This is a genomic window from Streptomyces cellostaticus, assembly GCF_001513965.1.
GTDB lineage: Bacteria > Actinomycetota > Actinomycetes > Streptomycetales > Streptomycetaceae > Streptomyces > Streptomyces cellostaticus.
Map to the genome: position 1 here is coordinate 137,600 of NZ_KQ948022.1, position 16,257 is coordinate 153,856.

Annotated in this window: 16 protein-coding genes; 6 read left to right on the top strand and 10 right to left on the bottom strand. The window is 71.9% G+C overall.

Features of this window, described 5'->3' with window-relative positions; translation table 11 throughout:
* Nucleotides 1-35: 35 nt before the first annotated feature.
* Nucleotides 36-386, top strand: coding sequence for a DoxX family protein (locus AQI88_RS17350; protein ID WP_066999509.1), 351 nt, complete (start codon nucleotides 36-38; stop codon nucleotides 384-386).
* A 93-nt stretch (nucleotides 387-479) separates the two neighbouring features.
* Here the strand turns inward: AQI88_RS17350 and AQI88_RS45060 are convergent, their stop codons facing one another.
* From AQI88_RS45060 to AQI88_RS17365, 3 genes are all read right to left on the bottom strand, one after another.
* Entirely contained in the window at nucleotides 480-1,688 is a 1,209-nt protein-coding gene (locus AQI88_RS45060) for a PP2C family protein-serine/threonine phosphatase (protein WP_107118583.1), read from the bottom strand.
* On the bottom strand, nucleotides 1,685-2,812 hold the full coding sequence (locus tag AQI88_RS45065) for an FUSC family protein (protein WP_066999516.1): 1,128 nt from the start codon (nucleotides 2,810-2,812) through the stop codon (nucleotides 1,685-1,687). Before AQI88_RS45065 ends, AQI88_RS45060 begins: the two co-directional genes overlap by 4 nt.
* A 142-nt stretch (nucleotides 2,813-2,954) precedes the next feature.
* Nucleotides 2,955-3,581, bottom strand: coding sequence for a DedA family protein (locus tag AQI88_RS17365; protein WP_066999518.1), 627 nt, complete (start codon nucleotides 3,579-3,581; stop codon nucleotides 2,955-2,957).
* Between the two features lie 299 nt (nucleotides 3,582-3,880).
* Here AQI88_RS17365 and AQI88_RS17370 point away from each other — a divergent pair, with 299 nt between their 5' ends.
* The gene (locus tag AQI88_RS17370; RefSeq protein ID WP_066999522.1) at nucleotides 3,881-5,446 is read left to right on the top strand and encodes a hypothetical protein; all 1,566 of its coding nucleotides are present in this window, start codon (nucleotides 3,881-3,883) and stop codon (nucleotides 5,444-5,446) included.
* Between the two features lie 57 nt (nucleotides 5,447-5,503).
* Here the strand turns inward: AQI88_RS17370 and AQI88_RS17375 are convergent, their stop codons facing one another.
* From AQI88_RS17375 to AQI88_RS17385, 3 genes are all read right to left on the bottom strand, one after another.
* Nucleotides 5,504-6,820: a hypothetical protein gene (locus AQI88_RS17375; RefSeq protein WP_066999527.1), complete on the bottom strand. Its 1,317-nt coding sequence runs from the start codon at nucleotides 6,818-6,820 to the stop codon at nucleotides 5,504-5,506.
* 108 nt (nucleotides 6,821-6,928) lie between these two features.
* The gene (locus AQI88_RS17380; protein ID WP_066999530.1) at nucleotides 6,929-8,155 is read right to left on the bottom strand and encodes a polysaccharide deacetylase family protein; all 1,227 of its coding nucleotides are present in this window, start codon (nucleotides 8,153-8,155) and stop codon (nucleotides 6,929-6,931) included.
* 160 nt (nucleotides 8,156-8,315) lie between these two features.
* Nucleotides 8,316-9,284 carry a LysR family transcriptional regulator gene (locus tag AQI88_RS17385; RefSeq protein WP_066999533.1) on the bottom strand — a complete coding sequence of 323 codons (969 nt, stop codon included), beginning with the start codon at nucleotides 9,282-9,284 and terminating at the stop codon, nucleotides 8,316-8,318.
* A gap of 185 nt (nucleotides 9,285-9,469) precedes the next feature.
* On the opposite strand from AQI88_RS17385, the gene snpA reads away from it, so the two are divergent.
* From snpA to AQI88_RS17405, 4 genes are all read left to right on the top strand, one after another.
* A complete protein-coding gene (gene snpA / locus AQI88_RS17390) occupies nucleotides 9,470-10,153 on the top strand; it encodes a snapalysin (protein ID WP_066999536.1) in 684 nt (227 codons plus the stop codon).
* 193 nt (nucleotides 10,154-10,346) lie between these two features.
* Nucleotides 10,347-10,970 (top strand): TetR/AcrR family transcriptional regulator, encoded by a 624-nt coding sequence (locus AQI88_RS17395; protein WP_244184184.1) that lies wholly within the window; start codon nucleotides 10,347-10,349, stop codon nucleotides 10,968-10,970.
* 76 nt (nucleotides 10,971-11,046) lie between these two features.
* Nucleotides 11,047-11,718: an enoyl-CoA hydratase-related protein gene (locus AQI88_RS17400; protein WP_066999539.1), complete on the top strand. Its 672-nt coding sequence runs from the start codon at nucleotides 11,047-11,049 to the stop codon at nucleotides 11,716-11,718.
* A 123-nt stretch (nucleotides 11,719-11,841) separates the two neighbouring features.
* A complete protein-coding gene (locus tag AQI88_RS17405; protein ID WP_066999541.1) occupies nucleotides 11,842-12,297 on the top strand; it encodes a PaaI family thioesterase in 456 nt (151 codons plus the stop codon).
* A 20-nt stretch (nucleotides 12,298-12,317) separates the two neighbouring features.
* Here AQI88_RS17405 and AQI88_RS17410 read toward each other — a convergent pair whose 3' ends face one another.
* The 4 genes from AQI88_RS17410 to AQI88_RS17425 form a co-directional block, all read right to left on the bottom strand.
* Nucleotides 12,318-12,716, bottom strand: coding sequence for a nuclear transport factor 2 family protein (locus tag AQI88_RS17410; RefSeq protein WP_066999545.1), 399 nt, complete (start codon nucleotides 12,714-12,716; stop codon nucleotides 12,318-12,320).
* Nucleotides 12,717-12,777: 61 nt separating this feature from the next.
* A complete protein-coding gene (locus tag AQI88_RS17415) occupies nucleotides 12,778-13,542 on the bottom strand; it encodes an enoyl-CoA hydratase/isomerase family protein (RefSeq protein WP_066999548.1) in 765 nt (254 codons plus the stop codon).
* Nucleotides 13,539-14,786 carry a cytochrome P450 gene (locus AQI88_RS17420; RefSeq protein WP_066999551.1) on the bottom strand — a complete coding sequence of 416 codons (1,248 nt, stop codon included), beginning with the start codon at nucleotides 14,784-14,786 and terminating at the stop codon, nucleotides 13,539-13,541. Before AQI88_RS17420 ends, AQI88_RS17415 begins: the two co-directional genes overlap by 4 nt.
* 94 nt (nucleotides 14,787-14,880) lie before the next feature.
* On the bottom strand, nucleotides 14,881-16,248 hold the full coding sequence (locus AQI88_RS17425) for a cytochrome P450 family protein (RefSeq protein ID WP_066999554.1): 1,368 nt from the start codon (nucleotides 16,246-16,248) through the stop codon (nucleotides 14,881-14,883).
* Nucleotides 16,249-16,257 lie beyond the last annotated feature (9 nt).

Consider the following 16,257-nt stretch of genomic DNA (forward strand, 5'->3'; position numbering starts at 1 on the left):
GACGTCGCGGTGGCGGCCGAAGGAGGGTGGAGGCCATGGAACTCGCCTACGTCCTCGTCACCTGTGCGGCCGTCCTCGCCAACGCCGGTATCGCGGCAGCCGACTTCGTGAAGGCGCCGTTCGTGCTCGCCAACTCCGGCGCGGTCGGTGTGCCGGCGGCCTGGCTGCCGCCCCTGGCCCTGCTGAAAGCGGCCGGGGCGGCGGGCCTCCTGCTGGGGCTGCTGGGCTTGCGCCCCCTGGGCATCGCGGCCGGCATCGGTCTGGTGCTCTTCTACATCGGCGCCATGGCCGTCCATGTGCGGGCCCGGGTGCTCCACAACATCGCGTTCCCCGGCCTGTTCCTGGCGCTCGCGGCAGGAGCCCTGGCCCTGGCGGCGATGCGCTAGAGGGTGTCTTCAGATCACCCGCCGGACGAGTCTCAAGCCCTGCACGAACTGCGCCTCCCGCACCTGCCAGGTGCGACGCCGCGCCGCGCTCGGTCACCGCTGGGCGGTCTCGCACGGCAGGCGTTCCAGCGCGACCAGGGCCGCGTCGTCGCCGAGGTCGCCGTCGACGTGGCGCAGCAGGCCGCGCCGCAGCGCGGAGACCATCGCGGGCAGCGGGCGGCCGGCGTGGGTGCGGGTGTGGGCGGTCAGGTCGTAGAACCGGCCCTGGCGGTCCCGGGCCTCGATGAATCCGTCCGTGTAGAGGACGAGCCGGTCGCCCGCCGCGAACGGCACCGTCTGTGCCACCGGTGCCGCGTCCAGCAGATCGCCGAGCCCGAGGGGAGCCCCGGGCTCGTCGGGCAGATGGGCGTGGACCCGGCCCGCACGGACGATCAGCGGCTCGGGATGACCGCAGTGGACGATGCGGGCCGTGGCCTCGCCGGGTGGAAACTCCACCAGCAGCGCGGTCGCGAACCGCTCCGTGAACAGCGCCCCGGACCCCTTGCCGTCCGGCTCGCCGTCGGACCGCCTGCCGTCCAGTGCCGCTATGTGCCGCCGGGCGCGTTCGTCCAGCCGCTGCGCCACGGTGGTCAGGGACGCTTCACGGTCGGCCAGCTCCCGGAACGCGCCGAGCAGGGTCGCCGAGGCCCCGACGGCGGGCAGCCCCTTGCCGCGCACGTCGCCGATGAGGATCCGGGTGCCGTACGGGGTGTGGACCGCCTCGTAGAAGTCGCCGCCGATCCGCGCCTCCGACTCGGCCGGCAGGTACACGCCGGACAGCGCCAAGGAGCGCATCCGGTGGGGGAGCGGGTGCATCAGCGCGCGCTGTGCGGTCTGAGCGACGGAACGGGCCTGGCGCAGCTGCCCCTCCCGCCGCTGTCGCAGAGAAGAGGTGGTGAGCGAGGTGAGCCCGACCACGACCAGGCTGCACAGGATGACGTTCGAGTCGGGGGAGCCGACCTGTCCCGCGGCCATCTGCAGCAGCGCGGTCAGGACGAGCGCCGTGCAGCCGAGCGCCGCCGTCGCCCAGAGGGGGAGCAGGGCTGCGGCCAGGACCGGGACGCCCGCCATCACCGGCGAGACGTGCAGCCATTCCGGCGTGAGCAGGTCGGTGAGCGCGACGGCGGCCATGAGCAGGACGGGGGCGAGCGCAAGGAGTCCACGGGTTCGGGGCAGTCGGCGCCACGCGGCCGGGTCCTGGCCCGCGGGGTCTGGGACGGGGGCGTCGGCGGTGTGCTGGAGATCGGTGGGGTGAGAGATCATCGTCGCTGTGAGGGCTGTAGAGGGCTGAGCGCGCGGTGGCGCCGGGCGGGTGTCCGGGGCGGGGTGGGTATGGACGTCGTCAGGCTGGTGAGGGCCGCGTCCAGGTGATGGAGAAGATGCCGGTCCTCGTCGTGGGCGACCGGGGGACCGCAGCCGGGGATGCCGAGCCGGGCGAGCGCGTGACGTGCGGCGGGCAGGGCCGGGTGGGGTCGGCCGCCCCGGCAGTCGTACACGCACAGGGCCGTGGTGCGCAGCAGGCGTGCATACGGTTGTGCGAAGCCGCCGGCGCGAGGGGTGCCCCCGGCCCGTGTACCGGCCCGGCCGACCAGGGGCTGTTCGTCCAGGAGCCGTCCGGTCGCGCACACCTGCTCCTCCACGTCGGCCAGTACCCGCAGCACACGCCGGTCCAGGTGCCAGCGGCGGCGTCGCGCCGTCGGCCGTACGTTCCACCGCACGCTCTCGTGCGCCTCCTCCACGGCGGTACGTGCTTGCGCCACCGCGGTGTCCAGTTCGTGGTGCCAGGCGGGGCCGAGCACCTCGCGCGGCCGCCCGCGTCCGGTGACGGAGTCGGCCAGACCGTCGAGGTGATGGGCGAGCAGGGTGCGCAGTCTCTCCAGCGCCCGCTCCGCCGACCGCACGCGCACGGCGGGGAACAGCAGCGCGCTGCACGCCAGGCCGAAGGCGAGGCCCACCATGATCTCGGCGAGGTGGGAGACCAGTTCGGCGGGATGGCGGCCGCGGACCAGGGCGAACGTGATGAGTGCCGTCGTCGGCAGATGCAGTCCGTGGTGGCCGAGGAACTCGTGCCGGGCCAGCAGCACGGAGGCGAAGACCACGAGAGCGAGACCCGCCATGCCCGGCTCCACGTAGAGGGCCGCGGGCACGGCGACGGCCACGCCGAGCAGGCATCCGGCGGCGTACCGGGTGGCGGCGGCGACCGTGCGGACCACCGTCGCCTCGACGATGAGCAGCGCCGCGACGGCCCCTGCGTAGGGGTGTGGCGCGTGTAGCAGGGTCACGCACGCCTGCCAGGTCAGCCCGGCGGCCACGGTCGCCCGCGCGGCATCCGCGCACTCGGCTCGGCCGAACGGGATCGCGGGGGCCGTCATCCGTGCGGTGCGCATGCCTTCCGGGTCTCCTTCCCTGGGCCCGATGGCCCGGGCCCACCCCGGCAGGCGCCGGGGCAACAGCCGTCCAGGGTAATCGGACAAAAGGGGCATCTGGCAAATAAGGAGCGTGTTGTGTCCGCCCTCCCGGTGACAGGAACTACCGACGGCGCCGCCGCGCCCGGTGGGCCTCCGTCAGCAGGGGCAGCAGGGAGAGCGCGACGATCGCGGCGACCACCGGCAGCAGATAGGTGTCGACGTGGGCGACCGACGAACCCAGGAGGTATCCGGCAAGGACCAGGCTCTGGGACCAGAGCAGGCCGCCGACGCACTGCCAGAAAGTGAACGTCCGGGCAGGTACGCCGAGCGCGCCGGACGCCGGATGCAGGACGGTCCGCACCATCGGGACGAAGCGGCCGATCACCAGCGCCTTGCCGTAGCCGTAGCGGGCCAGGAGCCGCTCCGCGCGTGCCGTCGCCTCCTTCACGCGCCGGTTCGAGGTACGGGCCAGCAGGGGCCGCCCGCCGTGCCGCCCGAGCAGGTAGCCCACCTGCGCCCCGGCGACGGCACCGACGGCCGCGCACACCAGCACCTGCCACAGCTCCAGCCGGGGCGCGTGATGACTGCTCCCCGCACACAGCACACCGGCCGGGAACAGCAGCGTGTCGCCCGGCAGGAAGAACCCGACGATCAGCAGGCCCGACTCGGCGAAGATCACCACGAGGACGCCGAGCGCCCCGAAGGCAGCGAGCAGCGACGCGCTGTCCGTCGGGTTGACGGCGATCACCGCCCTCGCCTCCCGGCCCTGCTCGTCGGTCGCTTCCCTCAAGTGTCCCGTGACCACGGCTCAGGCGCCCGGAAGGGACCGCAGGGGCCGATCAGCTCCCCAGGGAAGGGCGGGGCGGAATCCATGGCCGCCCTGCGGCGCCTGCGGCAGACATGTGCGCAGGGCCTTCCGTGGCTGCGCGCGAGCCCTCCGCCCGGGCCGGTGGCCGCCTGCCTGGACGCCCTCTGTCGGGTCCGTGCCCTCAGTCCTACACTGCCGATCCGCAGTCATACGGGGGCAGTTGACGGGGGGAGCCCACCATGTCCTCAGATCAGCACGGTCCGAACCATGCATTCGCCGTACCGCCGATGCCCTCGGCGCCGCCACCCGCGCCACCGGACGGCTGGAGAGCGGCCGCGGTCGCGGTGCTCAACCTGAGTGGTCTCGGCCTCGGCTACGCACTCGTCCGAAGATGGATACCGGTGGCCGCCTGCTGGGCGGCCACCGTCGTCCTGCTGCTCGTCGCCCTGCCCGCGGACGCCGACGGCGTCCCCGGTGCCGCGCTCGCCGGCTATGCCGCCCTGCTCCTGTCGGCGGCCGCGCACGGCGCGGTCGTCGCACGGCGCACCCGGCTGACCTGGCCCGGCAGAGCACCCCTCGCCCTCCTGCTCGGCGTGCTGCTGCTCGCCGTACCGGCAGGCGGCGCCGTGTGGTACGCCGATGCGCACGAGGAAGCCGTACAGCAGGCGCTCCTCGATCGCCTCGACCGGGCCGACCGCCTGGTGACGGCGGCGGGGCGGCAGAGGTTCGCCACCGCCCGGTCCGACTACGGGGAGGCCCTGGACGTCTACCGGGGTCTCGCGGCCGACCACTCCGGCTCCCGTGCGGCCGACCAGGTCCCCGACCGCCTGCGGAGCTTCTACACGACGGTCGGCGCGGCATACGGTCACCAGCGGTACTGCGAGGCGATCGAGCCGCTGAAATACCTGCGCACGGTGCCCCGCATCATGCCGAAGAAGGAACTCGGATCGCTCACCCAGTGGCCCGACGACCGACTGGCCACCTCGTTGTACGAGTGCGGACGGGCGGGTCTGACGGCCGGCCAGGACGACTGGGTCCCGCGCTTCGACGACCTGCTGGCCACCTTCCCGCAGTCCGCGCCGGCGGCCAAGGCCGTACTCGCCGTCGACGCGGCGGTGAAGAAGGCCGAGAAGGACGTCGACGGCACCCGACCCTGCACCGCCGTCGAGCAGTTGCGCACCCTCGGCACCCGGATCACCGGCCTGTCGGGTACCGCGGGCAGCGCGGCGGACGACCTCAAGAAGTCCGCCGACCGGGCCGGCCGGAGCGGCGATGCCGGGGAGTACGCCTGCGGCGTCGACCAGTACAAGGACGGCGACTTCGACGCGGCCCAGAAGACCATGGAGCAGTACGTCTCCGACAACAAGAGCGGCAGCAACCGGGACCGCGCCAAGAAGATCGCCATCGGCGCCGAGGTGGCCCAGACCCTGCCCGGCGCCGGGAAGAAGCTGCCCACCACCGCCTCCGGCGGCAGCATCTCCGTCACGGTCAAGAACGACAGCCCCGACGACGTGACCGTCCTCTACACCGGCCCGGTCACCGGCAGCTTCACGCTCAAGGGATGCGGAAGCTGCACGTCGTACTCCCTCGTCGACACGCTGATGACCGGCTTCAAGCCCTGCAACGACAGCAGCAAGGACTACCCGCAGCGGACGCTCAGCCTGCCGGTCGGCACCACGTACTTCGTGCACAAGCCGCACCGCGGCAGCACCGCCAAGCCCGCCTCGGACACGGCCAAGCTCCGGTCCGGGTACATCTACACGGAGTGCGCGTACACGACGCGGACGCTGGGGTCCGGCTACTGACGGTGCGACCATGGCGGCGGGGCGGGCCGAGGCCCGCCCCGCCCGTGACCCTTTGTCCTACCGCTGCCGACCGGCGCGCCGGCGCACCACCAGGACGGTGCCCGCGCCGAGGACCACGGCGCCGGCCGCGGCGGCCGTCAGCGGCAGCACCGAACCGGAGCCCGTGCTTGCCAGGTCACCGCCGGTGGAGGAGGAACCCGAGGTGCCGGTCGTGGAGGTGCCGCCCGTGGCACCGGAGCCGGAGCCGGAAGACGCTCCGGCACTGGAAGACGACCCGGAGCCGGAAGCGGATCCCGAACCGGATGCGGAACTCGAACCGCCGGCGGACCCGGTGCCGGAGCCCCCGGTGGAGGACGTCGAGCCGCCGCCCCCGGTGGAGCCGCCCCCGCTGACGTCGAGCAGGATGTCAGCAATGTCGTTCGCCCTGTCGGTGTCGAACGGCCGGGATTCTCCCGCGAGCGCCACCGAGCCCTTGGCCCCCGCCACCGCCTTCTTGATCTTCAGGTTGAACGCGTAGGTCTCCCCGCTGTCCTCGTCCACCCACCCCTGGCTGGTGCCGCAGTCGTACGTCCCCGATCCCACGCTCTTGCAGTACCCGTCGGTCTTGGTGACCGACGTGCCCGCCGGCATCTTGACCAGCACACGGGTCACCGGCTTGTCGCGGTCCCGGAGCACCCAGCCGGGCCCGGCGTTGGTGAACTTCACCACCAGCGGCACCGTGTCCCCGACGCGGCCCTTCAGCCGGGCCCCGGTCACCTGGAAGTCGGCCGTGCTCTTCGCGGTCACCTGGACGGTCGCCCCGTCCCACTGCTCGTGCTGTGCGGAGCCCGGGGCGGCCGGGGTGTCGTCGGGTCGCTCGACCAGCTGCACCGCGGGGCCCGTGCCCCGCACCGGCGCGGGCCCGGCGTCCGTGAAAGCGGGGTCGTAGGTGGCGACCGTCACCCGCAGCTGGTCGTACAGGGCGCGGTCGAGTGCCTTCAGGGTCAGCGGCCTGTCGGGGGCGTAGACGACGCCGGGCTCCACCTGCTGGTCGAACTCGCAGACCACGTCCGAGGAGCTGGGCGCCTCGTCGAAGGAAGGGATCTCGTAACGCAGGCAGTTGGAGGGCACCTCGGTGTGGCTGAGCCCGCGGGTCACGGAGTACGACATCCAGACCTTGCCGAGCGCCGCGGTGCCGGTGTTGGTGAAGGAGGCCGGCACCTTGAACTCGCTGCCGGGCTGCACGCCGTCGATCGGGGCGATCTCGCCCAGCACCAGACCGGGGCCCGAGTCTGCGGCGCCGGCGGGCGCGGCACCCAGCGCGATCAGGGCGACGGCGCCCATGGCACCGGCGGTCTTGCGGAGGGCGCGGGGGCCGGGAAGAGTGACGGGCATGGGATCCTCTGCGTGAAGCGACTGCTACGGACGGCTGAACTGCGGGGGAACGCGCGTTCCCGCACAGGAGACCCCCGTCGTCGCCCGAGGGTTGTACAGAGCGCCGGATCACGTACCCGACCGTGCCTTCGCGGGGCGCAGGAAGGCGGACCAGCCGCCCTCCGGCTTCCCGCCCACGTTCAGGCTGCGCAGCTTCGCGAGGACCGCGGGGTCCTGGGCGTCGAGCCAGTCGACGAACTGCCGGAAGGAGACGAGTCGTACGTCCTTCCAGTAGGCGATCCGCCGGAGGGCCTCCTCCGCGGCGTCCATGTAGATGCCGCCGTTCCACTCCTCGAAGTGGTTGCCGATGAAGAGCGGGGCCCGGTTCGTCTCGTACGCACGCTCGAACCCGGCCAGGTACGACTCCGTCGCCTGCACACGCCAGGCCGGGTGGTTGTAGGAGGGGGCCCGCGTCGAGCGCCCCGACTGGTTGGCCAGCATGTTGTAGTCCATGGACAGCACCTCGAACCGGTGTCCCGGGAAGGGGATGCTCTGCAGCGGCAGGTCCCAGACGCCTTCCCTTCTGCGCGGCCAGCGCTGCGCTCCGCCCGGCGAGGACGCGTCGTAGCGCCAGCCCAGCTCGCGGACGGCGGGCAGCAGGTTCCGCTGCCCGAGCAGGCACGGTGTGCGGCCGCCCACCAGTTCCCGGTCGTAGTCGAAGGGCAGGGAGGGGTGATCGTGCCAACCGGTGTGGGTGCGCCATGACTTGACGAACGACCGGACCTGTTCGATCTCCGCGGCCCACTGCTCCGGACTCCAGTGGGCCACGGATCCCGGGCCGGCGCAGAAGTGCCCGTTGAAGTGGGTGCCGATCTCGTGTCCGTCGAGCCATGCCTGACCGATGTACTTCAGCGTCTCCTTGATGTGCTCGTCGGTGAGATAGCCGATGTCGGAGGCGCCGACCGGGTTCTCCGGCGGCCGGTACAGCCGCTTCTTCTCCTCCGGCAGCAGGTAGAGACCGGAGAGGAAGAAGGTCATGTGCGCGTCGTGCGCACGCGCGAGCTCCAGGAACCGCGGGAACAGGCCGTTGCCCACCTCGCCGGCGCCGTCCCAGGAGAAGACCACGAACTGCGGTGGACCCTCTCCCGGGTCGAGCGGCGTGGGGGAGGGCGGCTGATGCGGCTGCGCACCGGTGTACGACGTCGAACCGTCTCCGATGATCCGTGGCGGCTCCCGGTCCGCCGGAGGGCCGCCCAGCCCCTCGAGCGCTCCGCACCCGGTCAGCGAAGCCGCCGCGACGCCGAGACCGGCGCCGAGGCCGAGGCGTGCCACGTCCCTGCGGGTGATTCCACTCATCGGCATCCCAACCCGCGCCGTCGCCGAACGCGTTGTGCGCCCCCTGCGGTAGTCACGACACCTGGCACAGTAGGGCCGATAAGTATACGAATGGATTATTTGGGGCGGTGTGGCGTGAAAAAAGCCGCGGTGACGCACCGGTGGGCCAGGACCCGCTTCCTCAGGCCCCCACCACACGAAGCGCCTGCGCCGGTCGCCCGGTCGCCCTGCGCTCCAGCCACTCCTGATACGCCGGCGCCTGGCGGGCCACCTCCCAGTAGGCCTCCTCCAACTCCGAGGAGCCGTTGTCGAGTTCGGCGGCCGTCCGGGCCGCGAGCAGCAGCCGTACCCCTATCGGGTCGCCCTTGAGGGGCCGGATGGCGAGGTCGGGGCGGGGGCGCGCGGTCGGCTGGCTCACCGTGACCACCTCGCCGATGGCGGCCAGGGAGTAGGCGGTGAGGTAGTCGCCGTGCAGCAGGTCGGGTTCGATCCCGGCCTCGCGCAGCACGCGGCACAGACCGTCCCATTCGCCGTCGACCGTGGAGTCGATCATCCAGCGGTCGTGGGCGAGGTCGGCCAGGCGCACCTCGGCCTGCGCGGCCGCGGGGTGGTCGGCGGCCAGGGTGACGAACTGCGGTTCGCGTTCCACCAGAACCCGCACGCACAGCCCGGCCGGGATGCGCAGTGGACTGCCCTCGACCTCGTGCACGAAGGCCAGGTCGAGCCGGCCCTCGGCGACCATGCAGAGCAGGGAGTTCGCGGACACGTCCATCTGGAGGGTGGGCTCGGCCGACGGCACCCGGGAGCGCAGCCGGCGCAGCCAGCCCGGCAGCGCCCGGCTGGCGGTGGCGCCGACACGCAGCCGGGGACCGCCCGCGGCCCGGGCGGCGGCCACCCTCGTCTCGGCGACGATCGCGGCGAGTTCCGCGACGAGCGGGCGGGCGCGGCTCACCACGATGTGACCCAGCGGCGTGGGGCGGCTGCCCGTACGGCCGCGGGTGAAGAGCCGGCCGCCGAGTGTCTGCTCGATACGGCGCAGCTGGGTGCTCAACGAGGGCTGGGCCATGCCGAGTTCACGCGCCGCCTTGTGCAGACTGCCGGCGTCGGCGATGGCGCAGAGAACGCGCAAGTGCCTCACCTCGAGCTCCATGCCCGGAGCGTAAGGGCGGTGTCTGATGAGACGCCAGATGTTCAAACGCCAACAGAAACACGAGTGTTGGCATCGATAGCCCTGGGCTATCCCCAGTTGGCATCATCCGCTCGGCCGGTGCGCGGGCCGAGACTCAGGGCAACTCATCGTTCATCACCCCACACGAACGAGTAGGAGCCCCCCACATGACGTCGATCCGTACGTCCTCCATGTCCGTGAAGGCCTCCGGGAGAACCCTGGCGCTCGGCCTGGGCCTGGCGCTCGCGGCGCTGGGCACCGCGATCCCGGCGAGCGCCCAGACCCCCGGTCCCACCGCCGCGCCGCACGCCCGGTACACGGGCTCGGCCGAAGAGACGGCGAACAACAAGGCGTTCTTCGAGGCCGTGCTCACCTCGGTCGCCAAGAAGCAGGCGGCACACCCGGGCCTGCGGTCGGTGACCGTCTCCTACGACGCCTCCCAGGCGCCGAGCTTCCGCTCGCAGATAGCGAGCGCCGCGTCGATCTGGAACAGCTCCGTCTCGAACGTCAAGCTGCGGGCGGCCTCGGGCGGCGCCGACTTCGCCTACTACGAGGGCAACGACCCCGAGGGGTCCTACGCCTCCACGGACGGACACGGCAACGGCTACATCTTCCTCGACTACGCGCAGAACCAGGAGTACGACTCGATCCGCGTCGCCGCGCACGAGACCGGCCATGTGCTGGGGCTGCCGGACCACTACAGCGGTCCGTGCAGCGAGCTGATGTCGGGCGGCGGCCCCGGCCCGTCCTGCACCAACCGCTACCCGAACGCGGCCGAACGCGCCCGCGTCAACCAACTGTGGGCCAACGGCCTCGCCAAGGCCCTGGAGAAGCTGAACAAGGTGCACTGACCGAAGCGGCGCTGACCGCCTGAGAACCGCCCGTCTTCGGCCGGGGCGGGCCGTGCCACCGGCGCACGGCCCGCCCCTTGCATGTTCTATGCCATAGAGCATAGATTACCCACCGGTAATCACCGGTACGCCGCCTCCCCCGCTCGGGCAGGAGACGTACGAGCCCCACGGGAAGGTGCCGGGTGGTCGAGGGATGAGCCCGCGCAAGAGCGACAGCCGGGAGCGGATGATCAGCAGCGCCGCGGTGCTGCTGGGGGAACAGGGAGCCGGTGCGACGAGCATCGACCGGGTGCTCGCCCACAGCGGTGCCCCGCGCGGCTCGGTGTACCACCACTTCCCCGACGGGCGGGCCCAGCTGATCGACGAGGCGGTGGTCTTCGCCGGGGACGTCATGGCGACCCGGATCGCCGCCGCGGCGCGCGCCGGTGATCCGGTGGCGGCGATCGACGCCTTCTTCGCCCTGTGGCGGGACCGGCTGGCCGGCAGCGGTTTCCGGGCGGGGTGCCCGATCGTGGCCGCGGCGGTGGCGGCCGACGAGGAGGGGCCCCGCTGGGCGGACTCGGCGGCCACGGTCTTCGTCCGCTGGCAGGAGACCCTCTGCGACCTGCTCGTGGCAGGCGGCCTGCCCCAGCCGCGAGGCCGACGGCTCGCGGCGTTCATCATCGGCGCCGTCGAGGGCGCGGTGGTGATGTGCCGGGCCGAACGAAGCCTCGCCCCCCTGGACGCGGCCGCCGTCGAGATCCACGACCTGCTGGTCCACGCCCTGCCCGGCCGCTCCGAGCCGGCGGCCGAGGCCGGGGACGCCTCCCGGTCGTGATGCTCCGCCCTTCTTGAAGCCCGCCCGGCGCCACGCCGTCGTGCGCTCCCGCCCCGCCTCACCCGAAGGAGTCACCATGCCCACGCTGGACCGTCAGGAAAGTGTCTTCGTGCTCGACCTCGGGGCGGGGGAGAACCGCTTCCACCCCGACTGGATCGCCTCCGTCGACGAGGCCCTGGACCAGGTGGAGAAGGCGGACGGGCACCGGGCGCTGGTCACCGTGGCGACCGGGAAGTTCTACTCCAACGGCCTGGACCTCGACTGGCTCCTCGCCCACGCCGACCGGCACCAGGAGTACGTCGTCTCGGTGCACGCGCTCTTCGCGCGGCTGCTGTCCCTGCCGGTGCCCACGGTGGCCGCACTCCAGGGGCACACCTTCGCCGCGGGCGGGATGTTCTCGCTGGCTCACGACGTCCGCGTGATGCGTGCCGACCGTGGTTTCTGGTGCCTGCCGGAGGCGGACATCAACATCCCGTTCTCGCCGGCCATGTCCGCGCTGATCCAGAGCCGGCTGACCCCGCAGGTCGCCCACGAGGCCATGACCACCGCCCGCCGCTACGGCGGCCACGACGCGCTCGGCGCCGCCATCGTGGACCGCGCCGTCGACGAGGACGCCGTACGCGCCACGGCCGTCGAACTCGCCGCCGCCCAGGCAGCCCGGGCCGGCGCGACCCTGGGCACCATCAAGGCCCGCATGTACGCCCCCGTCCTGGCCCTGCTGCGCGACACGGCCGACCCGCTCGGCTGACCCGAGCGCGCACGGCCACCGGCTCCGCCCGGCCCGGCCGCGCCGCGGCCCTCCCCGGCCGACAGCTCCGCCCCGCGCCCCACGGCCCGGGCTCTCTCACCGGCACGACAGCAAGGAACGCACATGTCCACCACCGACTTCGCCGCACTCTCCGGGCTGGAGCTCATGCGCTGGGTCCAGAAGGAACGCCCTACGGACATCCCCTCCATCGGCCGACTGCTCGGCATGCGCTTCGACGAAGTCGACCACGGCCGCATCGTCGTCTCCCTCGACACCCGCCCCGACTTCGCCAACCCCCTCGGCACGGTCCACGGCGGCATCGCCGCGACGCTGCTCGACTCCGCCATGGGCTGCGCGGTCCACACCACCCTGCCCGCCGGAGTCGGCTACACCACGCTGGAACTCAAGGTCAACTACATCCGCGCAGCCCGCACCGACGGGCAGACCCTCACCGCCGAAGGCACCGTCATCCACGCCGGCCGCCGTACCGCGACCGCCGAGGGCAAGGTCCTGGACGAGCAGGGCAAGCTCATCGCCCACGCCACCACGACGTGCCTCATCCTCGGCCCGAACGGCTGACGCCGCCGCCCTGGCCTCGATCAGGGCCCGTCGTACCAGGCGAGCGCCGAGATGCGCCAGCCGTCCGGAGTGCGGACGAACTGGATGGTCTTGGTCCCGCCGCCCTCGAACGGCTCACCGTTCAGGATCCCGGACTTGCGGTACTCGGCAACGCGTGACGCGATGTCGCCCACGATCTGCGTGCGTTCGGAGGTCTCCCATTCGGAGAACGCGACGAGCCGGCCGTCGGCGAGCATGCGCCGACGGGGCTCGATGAACTCCTCCACGGTGTAGACCGTGAAATCCGGGCCGGTCATGACGATCACCCCACCGGGGAGAACGAGCCGGCGGAGGCGCTCCACGTCGGCGGCCTTGCCGTCACGGTTGTCGAAGGCACCGAAGAACTCGGCCGTCACCGCGTCAATCTCGATCTTGGACATCGCGCGAAGCTACCATGTGCCCGAATGCCCGCCAAGACGCGTGCAGTTGGCGGGCCAGGCGTCACTTGAGCTGTGCGGTCAGCAGATGCGCGTCGAGCAGGGCGACGTCGGAGGTGCGGGCGGCCCGCGAGTAGCCCGCGAACATGCGCTTGGTGAGCGTGAGGGCTTCGGGCGAGCGGCGGACGAGCGGTCTGACCCACGCGCTGATCGCCGCGTCCAGTTCACCGAGGGGCGCGACCTTGTGCAGGAGGCCTATGCGGTGCGCGGTGACCGCGTCGAAGGTCTCACAGGTGAGCATGAGTTCGCGGATCCTCGCGGCCCCGCCCTCGACGATCAGGCGGCCCATGCCGCCGCCCCACGCGGGAGGCAGGCCGACCCCCACCTCGGGCATGCGGAACCGGCAGGTGTCGGCCCCCGCGCGCAGGTCGCAGAAGGAGGCGAGCGCGAGGCCGGCCCCGATCACCTTGCCGTGGAGCCTGGCGACGGTGACCGCGTGCGTGTTCTCCAGCGCGTCGCACACGCGGTACGCCTTGTCCGCGAGCCGGCGCAGGGCGGCCCCGCTCGGGTCCTCGGCCAGCGCAGCCCGGTACTCGCCCCGGTCGGCGCCGAGACAGAAGTCGTCACCGTCGGCCGTCAGGAGCAGGACCCGGATGTCGGGGCGGTCATGGAGGCTGTGGAGCAGGTCGGCGAGATCATCGAGGGCGGCGACGGTGAGCGTGCTGTCCTGCGCCGAAGGGTTGAACCGGACCCGCAGGACCGGTCCGTCCTGTTCTGCGGCGAGCGCCTTGAACGGGAAGTGGGGGGAGGTGTCGATCATGTCGGTCATGAGAGGGCGACGTCCAGATTCAGCAGGCGCCGGAAGGCCACACGCGGTGCCCACGACGGCCGGCGTACGAGGGTGAGCCGGGGGAAACGTCTCACCAGCTGATGGAGCAGGGTCTGGGCCTCCATGCGGGCCAGGGGTGCGCCGAGGCAGTAGTGGATGCCCCCGCCGAAGGCGAGATGTGCGGGTTTGCGGTGCAGGCTGAACAACTCGGGATCCTCGTGCCTGGCCGGGTCGCGATGGGCCGCGCCCACCAGGAGGTGGACCATCTCGTCCTTGGCGACCTCGGTCCCGCCCAGGATGCAGTCCTGGGTGGAGACACGGCTGATCACATGTGTGGGCGGGTCGTAGCGCAACGATTCTTCCACGGCGGCGGGCACGAGTTCGGGGTGGACGGTGAGCCGCTGCCACTGCCGGGGGTGTTCGAGGAGCAGGAGGGTCATGGTCGACAGCAGCGTGGACGTGGTCTCCAGTGCGGCCAGCAGCACGAACAGGGCGAGGAAGTAGACCGCTTCGTCCGCCCGGCCGCGATCGCTTTCCATGGTGTCCCAGACCGTGATCCAGCGCGACACCGGATCCTCGCCCGGATGCGCGCGCCGCTCACGCACCAGGTCCATGAAGTAGGTCCGCAACTCCGCCGTGGCCCTGTCGGACAAGGCCAGTTGACTGGGGGAGGGCAGTAACTCCTGGGTGAACACCTGGTCGTGGGTCAGCTCGCGCAGCCGGGGGAGGTCGGCGGTCGGCAGCCCGAGCCAGTGCCCGATGGCGGCGACCGGCAGTTCCTCGCTCACCAGGGCGTTGAAGTCCGCCTCGCCGTCTCGCAGTTGCTCGGTGAAAGTGTCGAGGATCCGGCTCGTGAACCGGTCCACCGTTCCCCGGATCTGCTCCAGGGAACTGCGGTCGAACATGCCTGCGGAACGGCGCACCCAGGTGTGCTCCGGGGGATTGAGCGCGGGCAGTGTCCTGCTCATCTCCCGTGCGGAGGGCGCCGTCCAGCGTCTGGCGTCTTTGTGCTGCTCACGCCAGCGTGCGTCGGGCTCCAGCCAGTCGCGGCTGCGCAGCACCTGGTCACACAGGTTGAACCCCGTGACGAGGTGCCCTCCCCAGGGAGCCGCGATGACGTCACCCCTCGATCGAAGCTCCGCGTAGATCGGAAACGGGTTGGCCTGGCCCTTCGGCGTACGCAGACGGGAGAGGAGCGAGACGGCAAAGCGCCTGTCGTCGGGCGGGGATATCGCAGTCTCCACGAAAGCCCTTTCTTGATCTAGGCATCAGCCGCCATGCATACCCTCCCGTTGACGCGTACATACAAGATGGCTGTTCAATAAGGAGTTGCCTGCGTCACTCTCCTCTGGTCCATGCCAGGAACCGGCTGAACAAGCCCGGCTTGGGCCTGGACGCGGCCGTCGCCGCCGGCTGCGGCGCGGGGCTCGGGACACGGTGCGGGGTGGGTACGGCGACCTGCGGCTGCGGCGCCTGAGCGGGCGTCGGCGTCACGGTGCGGGGCGTGAACCGGACCGGCACGGCCACCAGGGAGCGGCTCCAGGGCGCCGGCACCCAGCTCAAGTCCTTGAACGGCACCCGGACTTCGATGTCCGGCAGCCGGTTGAGGAGGGTCTCGACGGCCGTGACGGCGATCACGAACGCAGGGTCCTTGGCGGGGCAGGCGTGCGGCCCGGCCCCGAAGGCCAGGTGGGCCTTGGCGCTGAGCTGCTCGCGGTGCTCCGCAAGCCGGGGATCGGTGTTGGCGCCCGCGAAGGAGATGACCACCGGGTCGTTCGCCCGGAGTACCCGGCCCCCCAGCTCCACGTCGTGGGTGGGGTAGTGGGCGGCGTAGTTGGCGATCGGCGCGTAGTTCCACAGGACCTGGGTGATCGCGTCCTCCACCGGCAGGCCGGCCTGCCAGTCGTCGCCGAGCATCAGGGCGCTGCCGGTGCCGATCGCCGCCGACAGGGGCGCGGTGCCGCCGGACAGCAGCGTCACGAGCTGGTGCAGCATCTCCTCGTCGGTCAGCCCCGCCGAGTGCTCCATCAGACGGGTCGTCAGGTCGGGTCCGGGCCGCCGCCGCTTGAGCGCGATCAGTTCGGCAAGCGCTTCACCCAGCACCTGGTCGGCGCCGGCTGTCCCGTCGAAGATGCCGCTGATCCCGACGATGACACGGTCACCGATCTCGGGCGGGCACCCGAACAGGTCGCTGAAGACCAGCAGCGGCAGCGGCTGCGCGTAATCGGCCATCAGCTCGGCCTGGCCGAGGCGGTCGGAACTGAACCGGCTGATCAGGTAGTCGGCGGACTGCTGGGTCTGGCGCACCAGCTGGAGCTCGTTGACGGTGGACAGGCTGTCGGTGACGGCCTGGCGCAGCCGGGCGTGTGCCGCTCCGTCGCTGAACAGTGCGTTGGGCCGGTACCCCATCATGGGCAGGGCCGGGCTGTCCTCGGGGACGCGTCCCTCGTTCAGCGCCTTCCAGCGCCGCGAGTCCCTGACGAACGAAGCGGGGTTCTGCAGGATGTACAGGGCGGCGTCGTAGCTGGTGACCAGCTCGACCTCCACCCCGGGGGCGATGTCGACCGGCGCACTCGGGCCGAGGCTGCGCAGGTGTGCGTAGTGGCCGTCGGGATCGGAGCCGAACTGGGGGCCGTAGAGCGGGAGGTTGCCGTGCGCAGGGCAGCCGGGCGGGGGTCCTTGTATGCCGGGGGGACGCTGCTGCATGTGGGGGTG